The organism is Agrobacterium vaccinii, assembly GCF_021310995.1.
Taxonomy (GTDB): domain Bacteria; phylum Pseudomonadota; class Alphaproteobacteria; order Rhizobiales; family Rhizobiaceae; genus Agrobacterium; species Agrobacterium vaccinii.
In genome coordinates this window covers 2,692,501-2,712,594 of the sequence record NZ_CP054150.1, presented here as the reverse complement: position 1 = coordinate 2,712,594, position 20,094 = coordinate 2,692,501, and the positions used below count along the sequence as shown (strand labels likewise).

Here is a 20,094-nt window from a genome sequence, read left to right as displayed (position 1 = left end):
GCTTGGCTGTGACGGATGATGTTCCCTCATCCACTCCTCCGTGATTTTTTCGTCTTTCATGCTCGAACTGGGTCTCCACTGTTTTGCTTTGGAGCCTCACGATGAACATTGTTGCCAAAACCATCTCGCCCAACGTGACCACCGGTCCGCTGCCCGCCTCCACTAAGGTGCACAAGCCGGGCGTTCTTCACCCTGACATTCGCGTTCCCATGCGCGAAATTGCCGTGCATCCGACCGCAGGCGAACCGCCTGTCACGGTGTACGATTCCTCTGGTCCCTACACCGATCCAAGTCACCGCCTCGATATCGAAGGCGGCTTGCCGCGCCTTCGCCATGACTGGGTTCTGGCACGCGGCGATGTCGTGGCCTATGAGGGCCGACACGTCAAACCCGAAGACAACGGCTTTGCCACAGGCGAACGTCTCACGCCGGAATTTCCCGTTCGAAACCAGCCGCTGCGCGCAATCGATGGCAAGGCCGTCACTCAGCTCGCCTACGCGCGGGCGGGCATCATTACCGCCGAAATGGAATTTGTCGCGATTCGCGAAAATCTGGGCCGGGAAGCCCTCAAAGGAAAGATGGTGCGCGATGGCGAGAGCTTCGGCGCTCACATTCCCGATTTCGTCACGCCGGAATTCGTGCGCCAAGAATTGGCAGCGGGCAGGGCCATCATCCCGGCCAACATCAACCACCCCGAGGCCGAACCGATGATCATCGGTCGGAACTTTCTGGTGAAGATCAACGCTAATATCGGCAATTCTGCCGTCACCTCTTCCATGGCGGAAGAAGTGGAGAAAATGGTGTGGGCCATCCGCTGGGGCGGAGATACGGTCATGGACCTGTCGACCGGGCGCAACATCCACAATATACGCGAGTGGATCATCCGCAATTCGCCGGTTCCCATCGGTACGGTGCCGCTTTATCAGGCGCTGGAAAAGGTGAACGGCATTGCCGAAGACCTGACTTGGGAGGTGTTCCGCGATACGCTGATCGAGCAGGCCGAGCAGGGCGTCGATTACTTCACCATCCATGCCGGTGTGCGACTGCATTACATACCGCTCACCGTCAATCGCGTCACAGGTATCGTCTCGCGTGGCGGCTCGATCATGGCCAAGTGGTGCCTGCATCATCACAAGGAATCTTTCCTCTACGAGCATTTCGAAGAAATCTGCGACATCTGCCGGGCCTATGACGTGTCGTTTTCGCTGGGCGATGGCCTGCGCCCCGGTTCGATCGCCGATGCAAACGACGCCGCACAGTTTGCCGAGCTGGAAACTCTGGGCGAACTCACGCAGATCGCTTGGGCTAAGGATTGCCAAGTCATGATCGAAGGCCCCGGCCATGTGCCGATGCACAAGATCAAGGAGAACATGGACAAGCAGTTGAAGGTTTGTGGTGAAGCACCCTTCTATACGCTGGGGCCGCTGACGACCGATATTGCCCCCGGCTATGACCATATCACCTCCGGCATAGGGGCGGCCATGATCGGTTGGTTCGGTACGGCCATGCTTTGCTACGTCACGCCGAAGGAACATCTCGGTCTGCCGGATCGAGACGACGTGAAGGTGGGTGTGATTACCTACAAGATCGCGGCGCATGCGGCCGATCTCGCCAAGGGCCATCCGGCGGCGCAAATCCGCGACAATGCCCTGTCGCGTGCCCGCTTCGAGTTCCGCTGGGAAGACCAGTTCAACCTGTCGCTCGATCCCGAGACGGCGCGGTCCTTCCATGACGAGACCTTGCCGAAGGAAGCGCACAAGGTTGCCCATTTCTGCTCCATGTGCGGGCCGAAATTCTGTTCCATGCGCATTTCGCACGACATCCGCGCCGAGGCTCAGAAGGAAGGACTCGAGGCTATGGCCGAGAAATTCAAGCAAGGCGGTGAGCTTTATCTGCCGCTTGCGCAACCAACACCGGGTGAGTGACATGCGTGTTCTCATCAAAGGCGCAGGCGTCGTCGGTTTGACGGCTGCGCTTGAACTGACAGAGCGCGGCTTTTCGGTGGAGGTCTTCGACATCTCCACCGAGGTCGGTCGCGGCGCGTCCTGGTATGCCGGTGGCATGCTGGCGCCCTGGTGCGAACGGGAAAGCGCTGATGAGGCCGTCATCGCGCTGGGGCGGTCTGCGCTCGACTGGTGGGATGAGGCCACGCCGGGTCTCGTGGTGCGAAACGGCACGCTGGTCGTGGCTCCGGCCCGTGACCGTGCGGAACTCTCCCGCTTTGCCGCGCGCACGCGCAACCACCGGCTCATGGCTGAGGACGAGATCGGCGAACTGGAACCGGATCTGGCGGGCCGCTTCCGGCAGGGACTTCTGTTTGCGGATGAAGGCCATCTCGATCCGAGGCTCGCTTTGCTGGCCTTGCAGCAGCGCTTGGTTGCCAAGGGCGTGGCTTTCCACCTCGGAGAAGACGGCGTGGCGGAAGCAGACTTTGACAGGGTCATCGATTGCACAGGGCACGCCCAAGTCGGCACGCTTCCAGCGCTCCGCGGGGTGCGGGGCGAGATGCTTTATCTCTCCACCGGCGAGGTATCGCTTTCCCGTCCCGTCCGGCTGCTGCACCCGCGTATTCCCCATTACATCGTGCCGCGTGAGCCGGGCCGCTTCATGGTTGGTGCGACGATGATCGAATCGCAGGATGGCGGGCCGATCTCGGCACGGTCGCTGATGGAACTCCTCAACGCCGCGTATGCGCTGCATCCGGCCTTCGGGGAGGCAAAAATCATAGAGATGGGAACAGGCATCCGTCCCGCCTTTCCTGACAATCTCCCCGGGATCGAAGAGAACGGCAAGACGCTGCACATCAATGGTGCCTATCGGCACGGCTTCCTGCTTTCGCCTGCCATGGCGCAACAGGCTGCCGACATCATAGAAAACAAGGAGGTTTCCCATGCGAGTTCTGGTGAACGGGCAAGAGCGTGATCTTGCCACAGCGACGCTGTCACAGCTGCTGGCGATGCTTGACTACGAGGGCGACTGGCTGGCGACCGCCGTCAATGGCGATCTCGTCCACGCAGAAGATCGCTCTGATTTTCGTCTGAAGGATTTTGACAGGATCGAAATTCTCTCACCCATGCAGGGAGGCTGATCGATGTTGACGCTTTATGAACGCGAGGTCAGTTCCAGGCTTCTTCTCGGCACGGCGCGCTATCCGTCTCCGGCAGTGCTGGCAGATGCCGTTCGCGCCAGCCGCACGGATATTCTGACCATCTCGCTGCGCCGTGAAACTGCAGGCGGGAAAACGGGCGGGCAGTTTTTCGAGATGATCCGTGAGCTGGATCGACTGGTTTTGCCGAATACCGCCGGTTGCCATACGGCCAAGGAAGCCGTGCTGACGGCGAGGATGGCGCGGGAGGTTTTCAAGACAAACTGGATCAAGCTGGAGGTGATTGGCCACCACGATACACTCCAGCCGGATGTCTTCGCATTGGTGGAGGCGGCACGTATTCTTTCCGATGACGGCTTTGATGTCTTTCCCTATACGACCGATGATCTGGTGGTTGCCGAAAAGCTGGTGGATGCCGGATGCAAGGTTCTGATGCCATGGTGCGCGCCCATCGGCAGTGCCATGGGGCCGCTCAACATCAGTGCGTTGCGCTCCATGCGCGCCCATTTTCCCGATGTCTCCATGATCGTGGATGCGGGCCTTGGCCGTCCCTCCCATGCCGCAACGGTGATGGAGCTCGGCTTCGATGCTGTGCTGCTCAACACGGCGGTGGCGGGTGCCGGCAATCCGGTGCTGATGGCGGGAGCCTTTGCGAAAGCCGTCACGGCAGGCCGCGAGGCCTGTCTTTCCGGCATGCTGGAACCGCGTGACATGGCGGTTCCATCCACGCCGATGATTGGAACGGCTGTGTTTTCGTGATCCGTTGACAAGGAAGGCCAAGGGCGGGATACCGGCATGACATGGAGGGATGCCCGCTCTTGCATAATCTTCTGACCGATATCGATGGCGTTGCCGTCGGCCATGCGACGGATTTCGTTTTGGGATCCGGCGTTACGGCGATCATTTTCGATACGCCTGCCATCGCGTCCGGCTCGGTGCTGGGTGGTGCGCCGGGTGGTCGTGATACTGCACTACTCGATCCATCCATGACCGTCGAGGCCGTGGATGCCTTCGTTCTTTCCGGTGGTTCGGCCTTTGGGCTGGATGCTGCGGGTGGCGTCCAATCGGGTTTGCGCGAGATCGGTCGTGGTTTTCAGGTCGGTCCCGCCAAGGTTCCCATCGTGCCGCAGGCGATCCTGATGGACCTCCTGAATGGCGGAAACAAGAATTGGGGCCTGCACTCGCCATACCGCGACATGGGATATGAAGCATTCAAGGCCGCTTCAGCCACACCTTTTGCGCTTGGCACAGTGGGTGCCGGAACGGGTGGCACCACGGCAACCTTTAAAGGAGGCCTTGGTTCTGCCAGCGCTCAAACATCCAACGGTCTTCGTGTCGCCGCCATCGTTGCCGTCAATGCCATGGGCTCGGCAACGGTCGGTGCTGGTCAGCATTTCTGGGCAGCGCCCTTTGAAGACAGCGGCGAATTTGGCGGGCATGGCTTGCCGAGCGTGTTTACAGGCACTGATACAGCAATGCGGATCAAGGGGGTCACGCTGACCGCGACCACCATTGGCGCCGTCGTCACCGATGCCATCTTGACGAAAGCGCAGGCGCATCGTCTTTCCATCATGGCGCATGATGGTCTGGCGCGGGCCATTCTGCCGTCTCATCTGTCCAGCGATGGTGACACGATGTTTGCAGCCGCAACGGGGCGCAAGCCTCTGCGCGCTGCGGCAGATTTTTCCGAGCTTTGCCATCTGGCGACACTCGTCACCGCCCGCGCCATTGCACGAGGCATTTTCGAGGCTGCAGCACTTCCACATGAGGGTGCCCAGCCATCATGGAAAGACAGTTTCGGAGATGGGCGCCTATGACCGACAAGGCGCTACCCCTGAAACCGATCCTGCGTATCGACTTCCCGCCCGGTGAACGCCTGGGACGTGGCAAGATAGAACTGATGGAACGGATCGCTTCCACCGGCTCGATTTCTGCTGCCGGTCGCGCCATGGATATGTCCTATCGCCGCGCATGGTTGTTAGTGGACGCCTTGAACCACATGTTCACGCAGCCGGTAATCGAATCGCAGCGGGGTGGCAAACAGGGGGGAGGTGCGGGGCTGACGGCGTTTGGCGTGGAATTGCTAGCGCGATATCGCGGCATGGAGAGCCGTATGAGAGATGCGCTTGGCGCTGATCTCGACTGGCTGGAGGCCAATCGCCAACAAGACGATCAGTAAGGATCAAGTGCCGCAGATTTGACGATGACAAAAATTACTTTTCCGGTTGCAAGCAACAGTCGCTCTACGGAAAGGCTCGTGATGCGTGACATGATGATGTCACCGCCGCAATCCACATGCACCATGGCCATGCCATCGTCAGAGAGTTCTATCTCCGCGATGGTACCTTCCAAAATATTCAACGCGCTCAATCCTTCTGGAAGGACCGTCGCAAGCAAAACATCGCGCGCAGGAATATGAACGCGAACCGGCTTTCCGACCTCTGCCGATTTTGCTGGAACCTGTAAAGCCGTTCCCGTCAGGCGGACGGTGGCAAGGCCATGGCGTTGGTCAAAGGTCTCCACCCGTCCCGACAGAATGCTTCCCGCTTCCCTTCGCTCCAGATGTGAGCTGAAGGCGGGGCGGGACAGAATTTCCGAGGCGGGGCCTTGCGCATCCACCCTGCCATCCTTCATCACCACCACCCTGTCTGCAAGGCGAAAGACCTCGCCAACCGCGTGGCTGACATAGATGATCGGTATCTTCGTTTCGTCGCGCATGCGCTCCAGATAGGGGATGATCTCGGCTTTGCGGGCCTCATCCAGCGCCGCCAGCGGTTCGTCCATCAGCAGCAGGCGCGGCGATGACAACAATGCGCGACCGATGGCAACGCGCTGTTTTTCCCCACCCGAAAGTTTTTCAGGCCCACGCTTCAGCAGGTCTCCGATGCCGAGCATCTCGATCACTCTGGCCGCTTCTGCCGGGTTGTCCGATACGCCTGAAAACCAGCGGCCATAGTGCAGGTTCTGCTCCACATTCAGATGGGGAAACAGGCGTGCTTCCTGAAAAACATATCCAAAGCGCCGTTTATGGGTGGGGATGAAGGTGCGGATGGCGCTGTCGGTCAACACCTCTCCATCCAGCTCGATTCTGCCGTGGTCCGGTCGCGTCAGGCCTGCGATGATGCGGATGACGGAGGTTTTGCCGGAGCCGGAACGCCCGAAAAGCGCCGTCACACCTTCCCCCGCCGTCAGCTTTGCCTCCAGATGAAAGGAGCCAAGCCGATGTCTGATATCCACAAGAAGCGTCATTCGGCTGCCACCCGCTTGCCGACGACGCGCGCCAGAAATTCCGATGCCAGCAGCGCGATCATCGAGATCGCCACGGCCACGAGCGTCAGTCGCATCGCCCCAGCATCGCCGCCCGGAACCTGCGTGAAGGTATAGATCGCGGCAGACAGTGTCTGTGTTTCGCCGGGAATATTGGAGACGAAGGTAATGGTCGCGCCGAATTCACCCATGGCCTTGGCGAAGGCTAGAATCATGCCCGCAATAATGCCGGGCAGGGTGAGCGGTAGGGTAATCGTTAGAAACACCTTGAAAGGGCTGGCACCGAGCGTCCCGGCAGCTTCCTCCAGCTTTTGATCGACCGCTTCGATCGAAAGGCGAATGGAACGGACCATCAAGGGGAATGCCATGACTGCGCAGGCGAGCGCGGCCCCGGTCCAGCGAAAGGAAAAGACGATGCCGAAATACTGATCAAGAAATTGGCCAATAACACCGCGCCTACCCAGCAACACCAGCAGGATAAAACCGGTCACGACGGGGGGCAGGATCAGCGGCAGGTGAACGATACCATTCAGCAGCGATTTTCCCCAGAACTGACCGCGCGCCAACAGAAGCGCAATAAGAATGCCGAAGGGAAGACTTGCCAACATGGCGATGCTGGACACCCAAAGGCTCAAGCGTATCGCCGTCCATTCTTCCGCGCTCAGCGCTATCAGGTCCAAATCGGCGTTCCAGTTGAATGATATTGCAATCTGCGCATTAACACGCAGGCTTCTTGTCTTTTCGAACACGGGAAACCTGCATGCACTGTTTCGATATTACTTCAAAATGGTAAAGCCCTGCTTTTCGAAATAGGGGGCGGCTTTTGCAGATTTCAGAAAATCGAGATAGGCCGTTGCGGCAGGGCTTTTGGATTCGGACAGAATGGCGACCGGGTAGATGATCGGTTCATGGCTATCCTGCGGAAATGTGCCGACGATCTTCACGCCGGGGTCTGCTGCCGCATCCGTCTGATAGACGATGCCGTAGGGAGCTTCGCCGCGCGAGACGAGCACTAGCGCGGCGCGCACGCTTTCCGCACCGGCCACCTTGCTTTGCACGGCAGACCAGACGCCAAGTTTCTCCAGAGCCGCCTTGCCGTATTTTCCGGCGGGAACGGAGTCGACGGCGCCCATGGCCAGTTTGCCTTCACCAACGAGGCCCGCAAGGTCGAAGCCTTGGCTGATATCGACAGGTTTTGCCTTGTCCGAGGGGGCAACGAGCACGAGACGGTTGCCGAGAAGGTTGACGCGTGTGCTATCCTTGATCAGCTTCTTGCCTGCGACATAATCCATCCATGCCAGATCGGCAGAGATAAAGACATCAGCGGGCGCACCCGCTTCAATCTGCTTGGCAAGCGCCGAACTTGCGGCATAGGACACGGTCGCCTCATTGGCGGTCTCCTTGGCCCATTCGGCATTGGCCGCGTCCAAAGCATTTTTCATGCTGGCAGCGGCAAATACGGTCACCTTATCCTGCGCCAGTGCAGGGCTGGAAAGCGTGATGGCGCCAAGCCATACGCCGGTCATGGCCGCCAAGGCGCCCTTCATTACAATACGTTGAAAAATCCCCATAGCCCGCTCCAGTCGTCATATCCAAAAGAATATATCGCTCATAAACGTCATTCATTATATTTTCAAGAATATATCGATTGGCGCGGAAAAGAGTGTCGATTGCCGGGCGAGATCGCCTTTCAGGGCGGTTATTTTGGACCAGTTCTTTCCGGGGCGCAGGCGTCGGTCAGATGGGATATGTCAGCCAGCCCCATCACGGCTCGGTTCCTGAAAAAATTGTCTTGGCGCAGATGGGTAATGCTCCCCGACTTCGCGGGGAAATTTATGAAGCCGCATGCATCAATGGGTATCTTCATCCAAGCTGCGATGACCAAACTCAGCGTGAAGCCGTGGGTCACAATGATCTGAGTCTCGCACGGTCGATCTAGGATCGCATTCACGCAAGGAAATACGCGGGTTGCAACATCGCGGCGGGTTTCTGCGCCTTCGATCCCGCAATCGTAGTCCAGCCGATTGTCATCCGGAGCGGGACTGTAGCGAGCATCGAGCCATTCCTGCGGTCGTCCACCCGCAACGCCGTAGCTGATTTCACGCAGATCGGCAGTTTCCGTCACAGGGAGACCGAAACGTCGGGCAATCGTAGCCGCTGTTTGAGATGCCCGGCGAAGGTCGGAGCTGTAGATTTCAATCTCTCTCTGGCCAATCAACGTTGCCAGACGGTCAGCCGTGGCGTCTGCATCCCGCATGCCACGAGCAGTCAGGTCAGTGTCATACCAGCCTCCGACCTTGTTCTCTACATGATGGATGGATTCGGTGTGGGTTATGATAAAAAGGTCTTTCATGGAGGTCTCCCATAAATTTCCTGTCGCAATGCGCCGACATTTGCCCGGAATGTCAGCCCGATTTTTGCAATGCTACAAAATCAGGCTATTTGCGACAGTCTGACTCGCTTTACGCCAATGGCGGCACCAAGGCTGTGAAACACCAAGGCAATCTTGCAGGGCAAGCGCCGCCGCATCGATATGAATGCTAAAACCGCTCGCCGGTAAAATGCGCGATCTGCGCGCCGGTTTCGTAGTAAGCTTCCTTGATGGCGCGCAGGTTCTGCGCCCTGGGCTCCGTGGCTGGAAGGGGCAGATCGTCTTCCTTGATGTCGCCTGCGACGTGGGCAGCGAGGGTTTTGCCGAAGACGGTGCCGGGTGCGATGCCGCGGCCATTGTAGCCGCTAAAGCCGATGACGTTTTTCGCGAACCTATGAAAGCGCGGCACGGCGTTATCCGTCATGCCGATCTGGCCGTACCACTCGCATTCGAAATCGATGTCACCGAGTTGCGGGAAGAGGCGCTTGAGCGAGCGTTGGGCCCATGCGCGATGAACGGTGGTGCCGGTGTTGCGAAGCGCGCCGACGCTGCCGAAGACCAGTCGTCCGGCCTGATCCATGCGGAAGGAGGAAAGGATTTCCCTGGTGTCCCAGCAGCCTTCACGGTTCGGCAAAATGGTCTTTCTTAGATTGTCGCCAAGAGGCCGCGTCGCGATGTTGAAATAGGGGAGGTAGACCTGTTCCTCACGAATGATTTTCCAGGGTCCGGTGCTGTAGGCCTCGGTTGCGACGATGATCCAGTCGGCCCGCACAGATGCTCTGGCAGTTTTGACGGTCCAGCCGTCTCCGTCCGGTTGCGCATCGATGACCGGGCTGGACGTGTGGATGGTGACGCCCGCGCGCTGTGCCGCTTGTGCCAGCCCTCGGACATAGGCTAGGGGCTGGAGTGTTCCGGCACGCTCATCGAGAAGGGCGCCGCTATAGGCGTGAGAGCCGATGCGGTCTGCGGTTTCCTCGGCATTCAGAACACGCACCGGCGCACCGCGCGCGGCCCATTGAGCGCAGCGTTCGCGAATTTCCGCGAGACCCTTGTCACCCACGGCGCAGTGGAGCGTTCCGTTCTTTTCCAGTTCGCACTGGATGTCGTTTTTTTCGATCAGCTCGCGAACGACAAACGGCGCGTTGCCCAAGAGATCCAGCAGCCGCTCGCCATAGACAGGGCCTAGCACACCCGGCAATTCCTGGGGCATAACCCACATGCCGCCGTTGATCAGACCGACATTGCGGCCCGCGCCGCCAAAACCGATCTCCTTGCCCTCCAGAACCGTGACGCGGATGCCACGTTGCGCCAGATGAAATGCTGCAGAAAGGCCGGTAAAACCACCGCCTACGACGACGACATCTGCTGTTGCGTTGTTTTCCAGCGGCGTTGTGACGGGTGGTTTCGGCGCGGTTTTTTCCCACAGGCCGTGGGAGCGAGGATCATTGTACATCGAAAACACCCGAGAAAGCGGAGAGGTCATGCGCGGTGCGCGAACGGCAGTCTACAGCCGCTAACACGGTGTGAAAACCGACATATCGACATCATGTGATGCAAGCGAGGAATATCACAGCGGTTTTCGCCGGTGGTGGCAGCACAGGCTTGAAACATCTGCGCTGCTCGGCCAATAGTGTATGGGAACAGGGGCACTAGCCCTGCGTGGGACATACCAATTGATGACGGGAAAAAGATCATGAAGCCTATTTTCGTTCAGCTTCAGTGCACGCCCGGCAAGACCTATGAAGTCGCCGATGCCATTTACAAGACGGAACTCGTGTCCGAGATTTATTCCACCAGCGGAGAATACGATCTTCTGCTGAAGGTTTACCTGTCGCCCGAACAGGACACCGGGAAGTTCATTAACGAGCATATCGTCAGCATTCCCGGCATCGTGCGGTCCTTGACGACGCTGACATTTACGGCGTTCTGACGCCTCGTCCAAACATACGAAAGGCGTTGACACGGTTTGCAGGCAACGCTTTTGTTGTTTCTTGAATGGTGCGATGACTCAGAGCACCCAATCGTCAGCTTGTGAAGCGCCCGGACGACTTTCAGACCAGTGCTGCCACGTTACGATTTCTGACCAGATTGCCGATGGCACGACGAACGTCGTCGGCGCTATCGAAGCGTTGATCGTCAAGATCATGAACGTGAAACTTTACTGCAATGAACTTCAGACGGTTTTCGTCCGGCACCACGATACCTACGGGTTCACCCGCGAATTCAATAACTTGCTTTTGCATAGTCGTACTCCCGCTGTGGCTTGTTTCACAGCATTTCGTCGAATCGAATTTTGAAAGATGGGTTGACCGTCAGGTCACATTCGACAGCAGCGGGAACACATGGCTGTGTGTCCGGCATCTGAAAACCGCGGATCAAGGATCGCGGCAATGCGTTTAAAGTCATACATGGCACTCTCCCTGCTTTGGTATTGAACCGGAACACCGGAGAATCACTCTCCGGTTGAGTAACTGATACTCCAGAATCCCGGCGTAATCAATGATTATCAATATAGGTAGAATATTTTTCTTTATGATGACAGGACGGGGGCGGAATTGTGAAATTTTTGTTTCTTTGGGCCGGTTGCGTTAAAGCCCCCGGAAATCCGCAGTTTTGCGCTCGCGATTAATTTTCTTGTGGGGGATAGACATGATCCCTGCCGTTGAAATCCGAAACCGAATAGCAACCGTCGGCATGTTTCGTTGCCGCATTCGGACCGATGACGGCTTTTCCATGTCCGCCGGGGATATCAAGAACATAGGTTGGCTGGCACAGACCCGACACACGCCCGCGCATGGCGGCAACGATGCGCTGCCCTTCCTCGATATCGACCCGGAAGTGGCTGGTGCCGGGCGCAAGATCGGGGTGATGGAGATAATAGGGCTTCACACGGGTTTCCACGAAACCACGCATCAGGTCGGCCAGGATTTGCGGGTCGTCATTGATACCCTTCAGCAGCACGGTCTGGCTGACCATGGAAATACCGGCATCGATCAACCGCCCGCAGGCTGCCCGCGCATCATCCGTTAGTTCCCTCACGTGGTTGGCGTGGAGCGCGACGTAAATGGTCTTGCCGCTGGATTTCAGCGCTGCGATCAGGTCTGCATCGATACGGTCAGGTTCGACCACGGGAACGCGGGTATGAAAACGAACGATTTTGACATGCGGTATTTCCCGCAGGCCTTCCATGATGGACGCCAACCGACGGGGCGACAGCACGAGCGGGTCCCCACCGGTCAAAATGACCTCCCAGATTTCTTCATGCGCCGTGATGTAAGAGAGTGCAGCATTCAGTTCGTCGCCAGTCATCGTGCCGTTGCCCTGCGGCCCCACCATTTCGCGACGGAAGCAGAAGCGGCAGTAGACCGGGCAGATATGAACAGCCTTGAGAAGCACGCGGTCGGGATAACGGTGAACGATGCCGTGTACTGGGCTATGGGCCTCGTCACCGATGGGATCGGCGCGCTCATCCGGTGTGTGATGAAGCTCTTCTTCGCTTGGAATGAACTGCAAGCCGATAGGATCGGCCTCATCCTTGATGTCGATAAGGTTGGCCATCGCAGGCGTGACGGCCACGGCGTAACGATCGGCCACAGGACGGATGCGCGACAAGGCGGCTTCGTCCACCAGACCGGCGTCAAACAAGTCCTGCGCTGATTTCAGGCCGCGTGTCGTCATGAGCCGTAAGCCGCAACGGGTGCCCACATGACCAGATCGATGCGCGGTGCGCCCGTGGCCAGCATCACCAGACGGTCGAAGCCGAGGGCGATGCCGCTCGCTTCCGGCATGATGGCAAGAGCGGCCAGAAAGTCCTCATCGATGGGGTAGGTCTCTCCGTAGATACGCTGCTTCTCACGCATTTCCGTTTCGAAGCGAAGGCGTTGCTCGCCAGCATTGGTCAGTTCACCAAATGCGTTGGCCAGTTCCACACCGCACGCGTAAAGCTCGAAACGCTCTGCCACGCGGCTGTCGCCGGGAGATCGCCGCGCAAGCGCCGCCTCACTGGTCGGATATTCATCCAGTATCGTCGCACGTCCAAAGCCGAGTTGCGGCTCGACGCGCTGCACGATGACGCGGCTGAAGATATCGGCCCAGCTGTCATCATCCGAGACGCGGATGCCTGCAGCTTTTGTGAGGAGGGCGAGATGATCGCGATCGGTCTCGCCGGAATGATCGACGGATGCCAGAATATCTATACCGGCAAAGCGCTGAAAGGCTTCGGCGACGCTGACGCGTTCCGGCTCCAGAAAGGGATCGACCTCGCGCCCGAGGTAGCTGAACGTTTTGGTCTTCGCAGTTTCAGCCGCAAGCCCCAGCAACTGTGCGCTATCATTCATCAGCGTCTGATAGGTTTCGCCTGCACGGTACCATTCCAGCATGGTGAATTCCGGGTGGTGCAGCGGCCCGCGCTCCCGGTTACGATAGACATGGGCAAAGCAGGCAATCCGTTTTTCGCCGGCAGCCAGCAGTTTCTTGCAGGCGAATTCCGGCGAGGTGTGGAGATAAAGCGGGGCGTGTTCGGCGCTGGTCGTAATGCCCGTTGTTGCGAAGGCGTGAAGATTGGCTTCGTTGCCGGGCGAAACCTGCAAGGTCGAAGTATCAACCTCGATGAAATCGTGTCTCGCAAAAAAGCCCCGGAACGCGGCCTGAATGGCGTTGCGCCCCAAAAGAAACGGACGGCGATCCATGTGGACATCCGGTGTCCACCAGGGAGACGTCATGTTGAGGCTGTTACCCATCGGCGGTCTTCTTTACGGTCGGTTCTTTGCTCAGCGGCGGAAAATATGCTGTCGCGGCAGCTTCAAACGTTTTCCTTAGCGTGTTTTATCAGAAAACAGCACCACAGTTTTCGCTTCGATGCTGCACAAGGCTGGCGTTCGGCCCGGATTTAAGGTAGTTGCGCCCCAGAAAACATACAAAACGTCCATCGGACCGGTGCAGCCGCGCGGTCCTTTACGACGCATTTCATTGAGTGACAAGGAAATCATATGGTCAAGGTTATCGCCTCATCCGTTCGCAAGGGCAATGTCATCGACGTCGATGGCAAGCTCTATGTCGTTCTCACCGCCAACAACTTCCACCCCGGCAAGGGCACGCCGGTGACGCAGGTCGATATGCGCCGCATTTCGGACGGCGTAAAGGTTTCCGAGCGCTGGCGCACGACCGAGCAGGTTGAGCGCGCGTTCGTTGAAGACCTGAATTTCCAGTTCCTCTACGAAGACGGTGAAGGCTTCCACTTCATGAACCCGGAAAACTACGACCAGGTCGTCGTTGACGCGGAAACAATGGGTGACCAGAAGGCCTATCTTCAGGAAGGCATGACCTGCGTTCTGTCGATCCATGAAGGTCTGCCTTTGGCCGTCATTCTTCCTCGCCATGTCACTCTTGAGATCGTCGAGACTGAACCGGTCGTCAAGGGCCAGACGGCATCGTCGTCCTATAAGCCTGCCATGCTGTCCAACGGCATCCGCACCATGGTGCCTCCGCATGTCGACGCCGGTATTCGCGTCGTTATCGCGACGGAAGACAATTCCTACGTCGAACGCGCCAAGAACTGATTATTCGACCATCGTTGTTTTGAAAAAAGCCTCGGAGCGATCCGGGGCTTTTTGCTGTCTGCATCGGGCACAAAAAATCCCGCAACTTTCGTTGCGGGATCGATGTGATTGAGACGCTGATGGCGGCTCTTACATTCCCTTTGGCGTGTTGGCTGCCATGATGCTGTTCGACGATGTCGTCGGCGCGCCGACGGCATAACCGCCGCCAAGCGCTACGCTCAACCGCACATAGTCCTGAGCTGTCGTCTGAACCGCAGTTGCGAGATTGGCCTGGGCTGTCGAGACCTGGCGCTGCGCATCGAGAACGTCGAGCAGAGAAGACGCGCCGTCGCGGTAGCTTGCTGTCGCGAGCGAGAGGGCTTCCTGGTAGGACTTGACGGTTCTGCGAAGCGCATCTTCCGTCTGCTTGTCGCGAGTGACTGCGGCAAGCGCGTTTTCGACTTCCTCGATGCCGTTCAGCACGGTTGCCTTCCATGCCAGATACTGCTCGCGAGCAGACGACTTGGCGATGTCGACATTGGCGCGCAGGCTACCGCCATCGAAGATCGGCAGAACGAGGCTTGGGCCGAAGGACCAAGAGTTCGATGTGCCGCGCGAACCGTTGTTGGACAGGTTCACGTAGCTTGGCGAAATCGAGCCGCTGATCGTGATGCTTGGATAGAGGCGCGATTCGGCAACGCCGATTTCTGCGACGGCAGCTGCGAGATTGCGCTCGGCCACACGAATGTCAGGACGGTTGCGAATGAGATCTGCAGGAATGCCTGTGAGCGGCGTCTTGCGGGCGACAGGCTGACGTGCGCCGCGCTGCAATTCGACAACCAGCGACGATGCCGGCATGCCGAGCAATGTCGCGATGCGGTGGGCCGCCTGACGGAAGCTTGTTTCCAGACCCGGCATGTCGGCAAGTGTCGAGTTGACCAGACCTTCGGACTGGACGACATCGAGACGCGACGCTGCGCCAGCTTCCAGCTGAAGCTTGGTCAGATCAAGCGTTTCGCGGCGGGACTTCAGGTTTGCACGGGCGATTGCCAGGCGCTCCTGATAGTAGCGAACGTCGATATAAGCCGATACCACCGACGAGATCAGCGTCAGGCGCTGGACGTCTGCGGTGGAATAGGCGGCGTCGAGCGAAGCGGAAGCGCTTTCCTTGGCGCGGCGGTATTGGCCGAACAGGTCGAGCAGCCATGACGCATCAAGCGCACCGCTCGATGTGTTCTGGACGCTGCGGTTCGTGCCTGGGAAGCTGCCCTTCGTCTGCGACGTCGTATGGCTGCCGGAACCGGTCAGGCTTGGAAGAGCGCCCGCACCAGCAACAGTGATCTGGGACTCAGCCTGATTGATACGCTCGATCGCCTGCAACACGGTCAGGTTCTGCGCCAGACCCGTCGAGACATATCCGTTCAGGCGGCTATCGTTGAACGCGTTCCACCAGGCCACTGTCGCAACATCACCGTTGGAGGCTTTTCCGCCCTCGGCAAATTTGGCGGGAAGCTGAATGTCCGGTGCTTTATGGTCCGGGCCGACAACACAGCCTGACAGGAGAAGCAACGTCAGAGGAATGGTAGCGCGAATAGACGGCATGAAGTTATCCCAATTTATTTTGGCGCACATTGCACCCTCAGTCGAAATGAGCGTAGCGCTGCTTATGTGCTGCAGAAATTGCGGTTCATAATTCGCGACATTTCTAACAGCCTATTCCTGCTTTGCTAGCACATTTTTGGTTTGTTAACGTTTAGATAGGCGTCGAATCATGACGAAAAACGACGGAATGAAGAAAATTCCGAGCAGTGTTGCAGAAAGCATACCACCCAACACCCCAATACCGATCGCATTCTGCGCCGCAGAGCCCGCGCCGCTGGCGATTGCCAGTGGCACGACGCCCAGAATGAAGGCCAAAGACGTCATGATGATCGGTCGCAGACGCAGCTTTGCGGCTTCCAGAGTGGCATCCAGCAAGCTCAGTCCATGTTCCTGCCGCTCTTTCGCAAACTCCACGATCAGGATCGCGTTTTTCGCCGCAAGCCCGATTGTCGTCAGCAGTCCAACCTTGAAATAGACGTCGTTGGATTGACCGAAGATATCGGCTGCAAAAAGCGCACCCAACACGCCGACCGGCACCGCCATGATGACGGAGAACGGGATCGACCAGCTTTCGTAAAGCGCCGAAAGGCAGAGGAAGACGATGAGAACGGAGAGGGCGTAAAGCAACGGCGCCTGCGAGCCCGACAGGCGTTCCTGATAGGAAATGCCGGTCCATGCAACCGAGTAACCACCCTCCATCTGCGAAACGATCTTTTCCACCTCGTTCATGGCATCGCCCGAACTGACGCCAGGAGGTGCTGCCCCTTCCATCGAGAAGGCGTTGGCCGCGTTGAAAGCGGATACCGATGGCAGACCATTCACCCATTTCGCCGTCGCAAAGGACGTAAACGGCACCATCTCGCTGCCCGCGTTGCGGGCATTCCAGTATTTCAGATCTTCCGCCTGCATACGGTAAGGCGCGTCCGCCTGGACGTAGACCTTCTTGATCTTGTTGTTGAGCGTGAAGTCGTTGACCCGGCTACCGGCGAAAATCGTGGTCAGCATGGAATTGACCTCGGAAATGTTCAGGCCCATCGCGCCGAGCTTCTCCTGGTCCAGATCAAGCTTTACTTGGCTTTCCTGATCGCGGTCGTTGGCGCGCATTGCGGCCACCTTGCCACTGGAATTTGCAGTCTGGATGACCTGCTTGGAGGCGGCAACGAGCGCGTCGCTGCCTTGGTTTCCGCTATCGACCAGATACATGGAGAAGCCGCTGGAGTTGCCCATTCCCTGGATCGCTGGCGGCAGAATCGGGAAGACCTGCGCTTCGCGGAAGGTCATGAATTTACCCATGGCGCGCTGCACGATGGCGGAGGCCGCCATTTTCGGGTCGGTGCGCAGATCGAAGTCCTTCAGCTTGGCAAAAACCATCGCATAGCTCTGGCCACTGCCGGTAAAGCTGAAGCCATTGACCGCAAACACGCTTTCAATGACGTCCTTTTCATCGTCGAGATAATAGTTCTCGACTTTTTCGATGATCTTGGCGGTCTGCGGGCTGGTCGAACCATTCGGCAATTGGACGATCGTCATCAAGACGCCCTGATCTTCCTGCGGCAGGAAGGACGTGGGGAGGCGGGTGAAGAACCATGCGCATCCGCCCATGACGATTGCGAACATGATGAGGACACGCAAAGGCCGCTTCAGCAAATACCCAACCGAACCGACATATCCGTTCGTCGTGCGATCGAATCCCCTGTTGAACCATGCACCGGGGCCTCGGCCCTTTTTGTCGTGATTGATCGGCTTCAGCATCGTTGCGCAAAGCGCAGGCGTGAGCACGATGGCAACCAGTGCAGACAGCAGCATCGCCGAAACGATGGTGATGGAGAACTGGCGGTAGATGATACCCGTCGAGCCGCCGAAAAAGGCCATCGGAATAAACACGGCGGTGAGAACAAGGGCGATGCCGATGATGGCACCGGTAATTTCCCCCATCGACTTTTCAGTCGCTTCGAGCGGCCCCAGGCCCTCTTCCGACATGATGCGCTCGACGTTTTCGACGACGACGATTGCGTCATCGACCAGAAGGCCGATAGCCAACACCATCGCAAACATCGTCAGCGTATTGATCGAATATCCGGTCAGGGCCAAAATTCCGAACGTACCCAGCAGTACCACTGGAACGGCAATCATCGGAATGAAGGTGGCGCGCAGGTTCTGGAGGAAAACGAGCAACACGACGAAGACGAGCACGATGGCTTCGATGAGCGTGTGAACGACCTTCTCGATGGAAAGCGAAACGAAAGGCGTGGTGTCGTAGGGATAGATGATCTTGACGTTCTGCGGCAGCGCCGGTGCGAGCTGGTCCAGCTTGGATTTGACGAGTGCCGCCGTATCGAGCGCGTTGGCTCCTGTTGCAAGGTTCACCGCAAAACCAGACGCGGGTTGGCGGTTCGAGCGCGACGTCGATGAGTAGGTTTCCTGACCGATCTCGACGCGTGCAACGTCGCTGAGGCGGACATTTGCACCCGTCGTGTCCGCCTTGAGAAGAATGCGCTCGAAATCAGGTACCGTCGTCAACTGGCTCTGTGCCGTCATCGTGACGTTGATCTGCTGGCCTTCCACGGCGGGAAGCCCGCCGACCGAACCAACGGAAACCTGGGTGTTCTGCGACTGGATCGCCGAGGTCACATCGGCTGGCGTCAGCTGAAATTTCCTCAGCTTGAACGGATCGAGCCAGATGCGCATGGCATAGGCGGAGCCGAACGCATTGATGTCGCCGACGCCTTCCAGGCGCTTCACCTGATCTTCGATCTGCGTGGAGAAGATGTCGCCGAGATCAGCGGAAGAGCGCTTGCCATCCGTCGACACAAGTGCGCCGACGAGCAGGATACTCGACGTGGATTTGGTGACTGAAATGCCGAGGTCCTGAACCACGGAAGGCAACTGCGAGGTAACAAGTTGCAGTTTGTTTTGAACCTGAACCTGGGCAATGTCGGAGTTGACGCTGTTGTCGAATGTCAGGGTGACGCTTGCAGACCCTGTGGTTGACGACGATGTCATGTAGGTCAGCCCGTCAAGGCCGGTCATTGCGTCTTCGATGATCTGCGTCACGGTTTTGCGCACAGTGTCGGCGCTTGCCCCGGTGTAGCTTGCGCTGATGCGCACCGTCGGGGGCGCAATTTCCGGATATTGGGAAATCGACAGCGTGGTGATTGCAAGGCCACCGCCCAGCATGATGACGATGGCGATGACCCAAGCAAAGATCGGTCGCCGAATAAAGAAGTGTGCCATAATCTAGTTCCTGATCACGATGTTGCCGAGCATGTCTTGAGACATCATGATTTCGGCGCCGGAGCGGGCTGGGCGCTCTGCTTTTCTATTATGAATCCCTTGTCGTCGATCTCGGCTGGGATAGGATTGACCACAGCGTTGTTGGCAATGCCTTGAAATCCATCGACGATCAGCTTGTCGCCATCAGACACATTCTCGGTCACGAGCCAGTTGTTGCCGGAGAGCTGGCTGGTCGGAAATGTTCTGGTTTCCACCTTGTTTTCCGCCGTCGCGAATTTCGCGGTCAGTTCGCCACTGGCGTTACGCCCTGCTGCGCGTTGCGGAATGAGGTAACCGATCTCCTTGCCGATCGTGATGGTTGCGCGAACATACATGCCCGGAAGGATGATGTTGTCAGGATTATCGAAGAGGGTGCGGATCGAAACGGTGCCAGTCGTGGTGCTGACGGCCATTTCGGACATGTCGAGCTTACCGACACCAGGGTATTCCGAGCCGTCTTCCAGCTTCAGCCGAATATCCGTCGTTTCGCTATTGTCACTCCGCTCCAGTTTTCCGGTTTTGATCGCAGCCTGCAAACGAAGAAGGTTGACGCTCGATTCGTTGAGCTGAATGTAGATCGGATTGATCTTGCGCAGCGTCATCAACGAGTCGGCCTGGCTGGCCGTGACCACGTTTCCGATCGAGAAGTTGGTGGCGGATGTCACGCCATCGAAGGGCGCACGCACTTCGGTGAGGGACAGATTGATCTGGGCCGTCTGCAAGGTTGCGCGGGCCTCGGCCACGGAGGCCTTCGCCTGCAGCAGTGTCGTGCGCGCGTCTTCGAATTCTTTTTGCGAGGCGCCGGAATTGGCCAGACGCTCATAGCGCTGAAGGTTGGTTTCCGCAGCGGGCACGCTGACCTCTGCTCGTTCCAGGGCGGCCTGCGCTTCTGCAAACGATGCCTGATAGGTGTCGTCATCGATCTTGTACAACAGATC

19 protein-coding genes (1 of these 19 only partly in view) are annotated in these 20,094 nt (G+C 58.0%); 8 read left to right on the top strand and 11 right to left on the bottom strand.

Going from position 1 to position 20,094, the window contains the following annotated elements; genetic code table 11:
* The first annotated feature begins 101 nt into the window (after positions 1-101).
* The 6 genes from thiC to HRR99_RS13285 are packed head-to-tail and all read left to right on the top strand — an operon-like array spanning position 102 to position 5,285.
* Complete coding sequence (gene thiC / locus HRR99_RS13310) at positions 102-1,925, top strand: phosphomethylpyrimidine synthase ThiC (RefSeq protein WP_233122062.1); 1,824 nt, start codon at positions 102-104, stop codon at positions 1,923-1,925.
* Position 1,926: 1 nt separating this feature from the next.
* Positions 1,927-2,922 (top strand): glycine oxidase ThiO, encoded by a 996-nt coding sequence (gene thiO, locus HRR99_RS13305; protein ID WP_233122061.1) that lies wholly within the window; start codon positions 1,927-1,929, stop codon positions 2,920-2,922.
* The gene (gene thiS / locus HRR99_RS13300; protein WP_111840378.1) at positions 2,891-3,088 is read left to right on the top strand and encodes a sulfur carrier protein ThiS; all 198 of its coding nucleotides are present in this window, start codon (positions 2,891-2,893) and stop codon (positions 3,086-3,088) included. The genes thiO and thiS overlap by 32 nt, the downstream gene beginning before the upstream one ends.
* A 3-nt stretch (positions 3,089-3,091) precedes the next feature.
* Positions 3,092-3,865 (top strand): thiazole synthase, encoded by a 774-nt coding sequence (locus HRR99_RS13295; protein WP_233122060.1) that lies wholly within the window; start codon positions 3,092-3,094, stop codon positions 3,863-3,865.
* Between the two features lie 41 nt (positions 3,866-3,906).
* A complete protein-coding gene (locus HRR99_RS13290) occupies positions 3,907-4,923 on the top strand; it encodes a P1 family peptidase (protein ID WP_233122059.1) in 1,017 nt (338 codons plus the stop codon).
* Positions 4,920-5,285, top strand: coding sequence for a winged helix-turn-helix domain-containing protein (locus HRR99_RS13285; RefSeq protein WP_233122058.1), 366 nt, complete (start codon positions 4,920-4,922; stop codon positions 5,283-5,285). Before HRR99_RS13290 ends, HRR99_RS13285 begins: the two co-directional genes overlap by 4 nt.
* On the opposite strand, the gene modC is transcribed toward HRR99_RS13285, so the two are convergent.
* The 5 genes from modC to HRR99_RS13260 all read right to left on the bottom strand — a co-directional run bounded on the left by modC (position 5,279) and on the right by HRR99_RS13260 (position 10,197).
* Entirely contained in the window at positions 5,279-6,355 is a 1,077-nt protein-coding gene (gene modC, locus HRR99_RS13280) for a molybdenum ABC transporter ATP-binding protein (protein ID WP_233122057.1), read from the bottom strand. The genes HRR99_RS13285 and modC overlap by 7 nt on opposite strands.
* Complete coding sequence (modB, locus tag HRR99_RS13275; protein WP_233122056.1) at positions 6,352-7,053, bottom strand: molybdate ABC transporter permease subunit; 702 nt, start codon at positions 7,051-7,053, stop codon at positions 6,352-6,354. The genes modC and modB overlap by 4 nt, the downstream gene beginning before the upstream one ends.
* A 96-nt stretch (positions 7,054-7,149) precedes the next feature.
* On the bottom strand, positions 7,150-7,920 hold the full coding sequence (gene modA, locus HRR99_RS13270; RefSeq protein WP_233123504.1) for a molybdate ABC transporter substrate-binding protein: 771 nt from the start codon (positions 7,918-7,920) through the stop codon (positions 7,150-7,152).
* 152 nt (positions 7,921-8,072) lie between these two features.
* Positions 8,073-8,726, bottom strand: coding sequence for a histidine phosphatase family protein (locus HRR99_RS13265; protein ID WP_233122055.1), 654 nt, complete (start codon positions 8,724-8,726; stop codon positions 8,073-8,075).
* A 187-nt stretch (positions 8,727-8,913) separates the two neighbouring features.
* Entirely contained in the window at positions 8,914-10,197 is a 1,284-nt protein-coding gene (locus tag HRR99_RS13260; protein WP_233122054.1) for an NAD(P)/FAD-dependent oxidoreductase, read from the bottom strand.
* Between the two features lie 240 nt (positions 10,198-10,437).
* On the opposite strand from HRR99_RS13260, the gene HRR99_RS13255 reads away from it, so the two are divergent.
* The gene (locus HRR99_RS13255) at positions 10,438-10,674 is read left to right on the top strand and encodes an Lrp/AsnC family transcriptional regulator (protein ID WP_111840370.1); all 237 of its coding nucleotides are present in this window, start codon (positions 10,438-10,440) and stop codon (positions 10,672-10,674) included.
* Between the two features lie 121 nt (positions 10,675-10,795).
* Here HRR99_RS13255 and HRR99_RS13250 read toward each other — a convergent pair whose 3' ends face one another.
* The 3 genes from HRR99_RS13250 to epmA all read right to left on the bottom strand — a co-directional run bounded on the left by HRR99_RS13250 (position 10,796) and on the right by epmA (position 13,483).
* Positions 10,796-10,987 (bottom strand): hypothetical protein, encoded by a 192-nt coding sequence (locus HRR99_RS13250; RefSeq protein WP_112499112.1) that lies wholly within the window; start codon positions 10,985-10,987, stop codon positions 10,796-10,798.
* Positions 10,988-11,369: 382 nt separating this feature from the next.
* Positions 11,370-12,422, bottom strand: a complete 1,053-nt coding sequence (locus tag HRR99_RS13245) for a lysine-2,3-aminomutase-like protein (RefSeq protein ID WP_233122053.1) — start codon at positions 12,420-12,422, stop codon at positions 11,370-11,372.
* Positions 12,419-13,483: an EF-P lysine aminoacylase EpmA gene (epmA, locus tag HRR99_RS13240; protein ID WP_233122052.1), complete on the bottom strand. Its 1,065-nt coding sequence runs from the start codon at positions 13,481-13,483 to the stop codon at positions 12,419-12,421. The genes HRR99_RS13245 and epmA overlap by 4 nt, the downstream gene beginning before the upstream one ends.
* 249 nt (positions 13,484-13,732) lie before the next feature.
* Between epmA and efp the strand changes: the two genes are divergently transcribed.
* Complete coding sequence (gene efp, locus HRR99_RS13235) at positions 13,733-14,302, top strand: elongation factor P (protein ID WP_111840366.1); 570 nt, start codon at positions 13,733-13,735, stop codon at positions 14,300-14,302.
* Positions 14,303-14,431: 129 nt separating this feature from the next.
* On the opposite strand, the gene HRR99_RS13230 is transcribed toward efp, so the two are convergent.
* The 3 genes from HRR99_RS13230 to HRR99_RS13220 all read right to left on the bottom strand — a co-directional run.
* Complete coding sequence (locus HRR99_RS13230; protein ID WP_233122051.1) at positions 14,432-15,883, bottom strand: efflux transporter outer membrane subunit; 1,452 nt, start codon at positions 15,881-15,883, stop codon at positions 14,432-14,434.
* 144 nt (positions 15,884-16,027) lie between these two features.
* Positions 16,028-19,117 carry an efflux RND transporter permease subunit gene (locus HRR99_RS13225; RefSeq protein WP_111840364.1) on the bottom strand — a complete coding sequence of 1,030 codons (3,090 nt, stop codon included), beginning with the start codon at positions 19,115-19,117 and terminating at the stop codon, positions 16,028-16,030.
* A gap of 44 nt (positions 19,118-19,161) precedes the next feature.
* Positions 19,162-20,094 carry the 3' portion of an efflux RND transporter periplasmic adaptor subunit gene (locus tag HRR99_RS13220; protein ID WP_111840363.1) on the bottom strand. 276 nt of this gene lie beyond the right edge of the window, so 933 of the gene's 1,209 nt are visible here — the last part of the coding sequence; its start codon lies beyond the right edge, outside the window; the stop codon is at positions 19,162-19,164.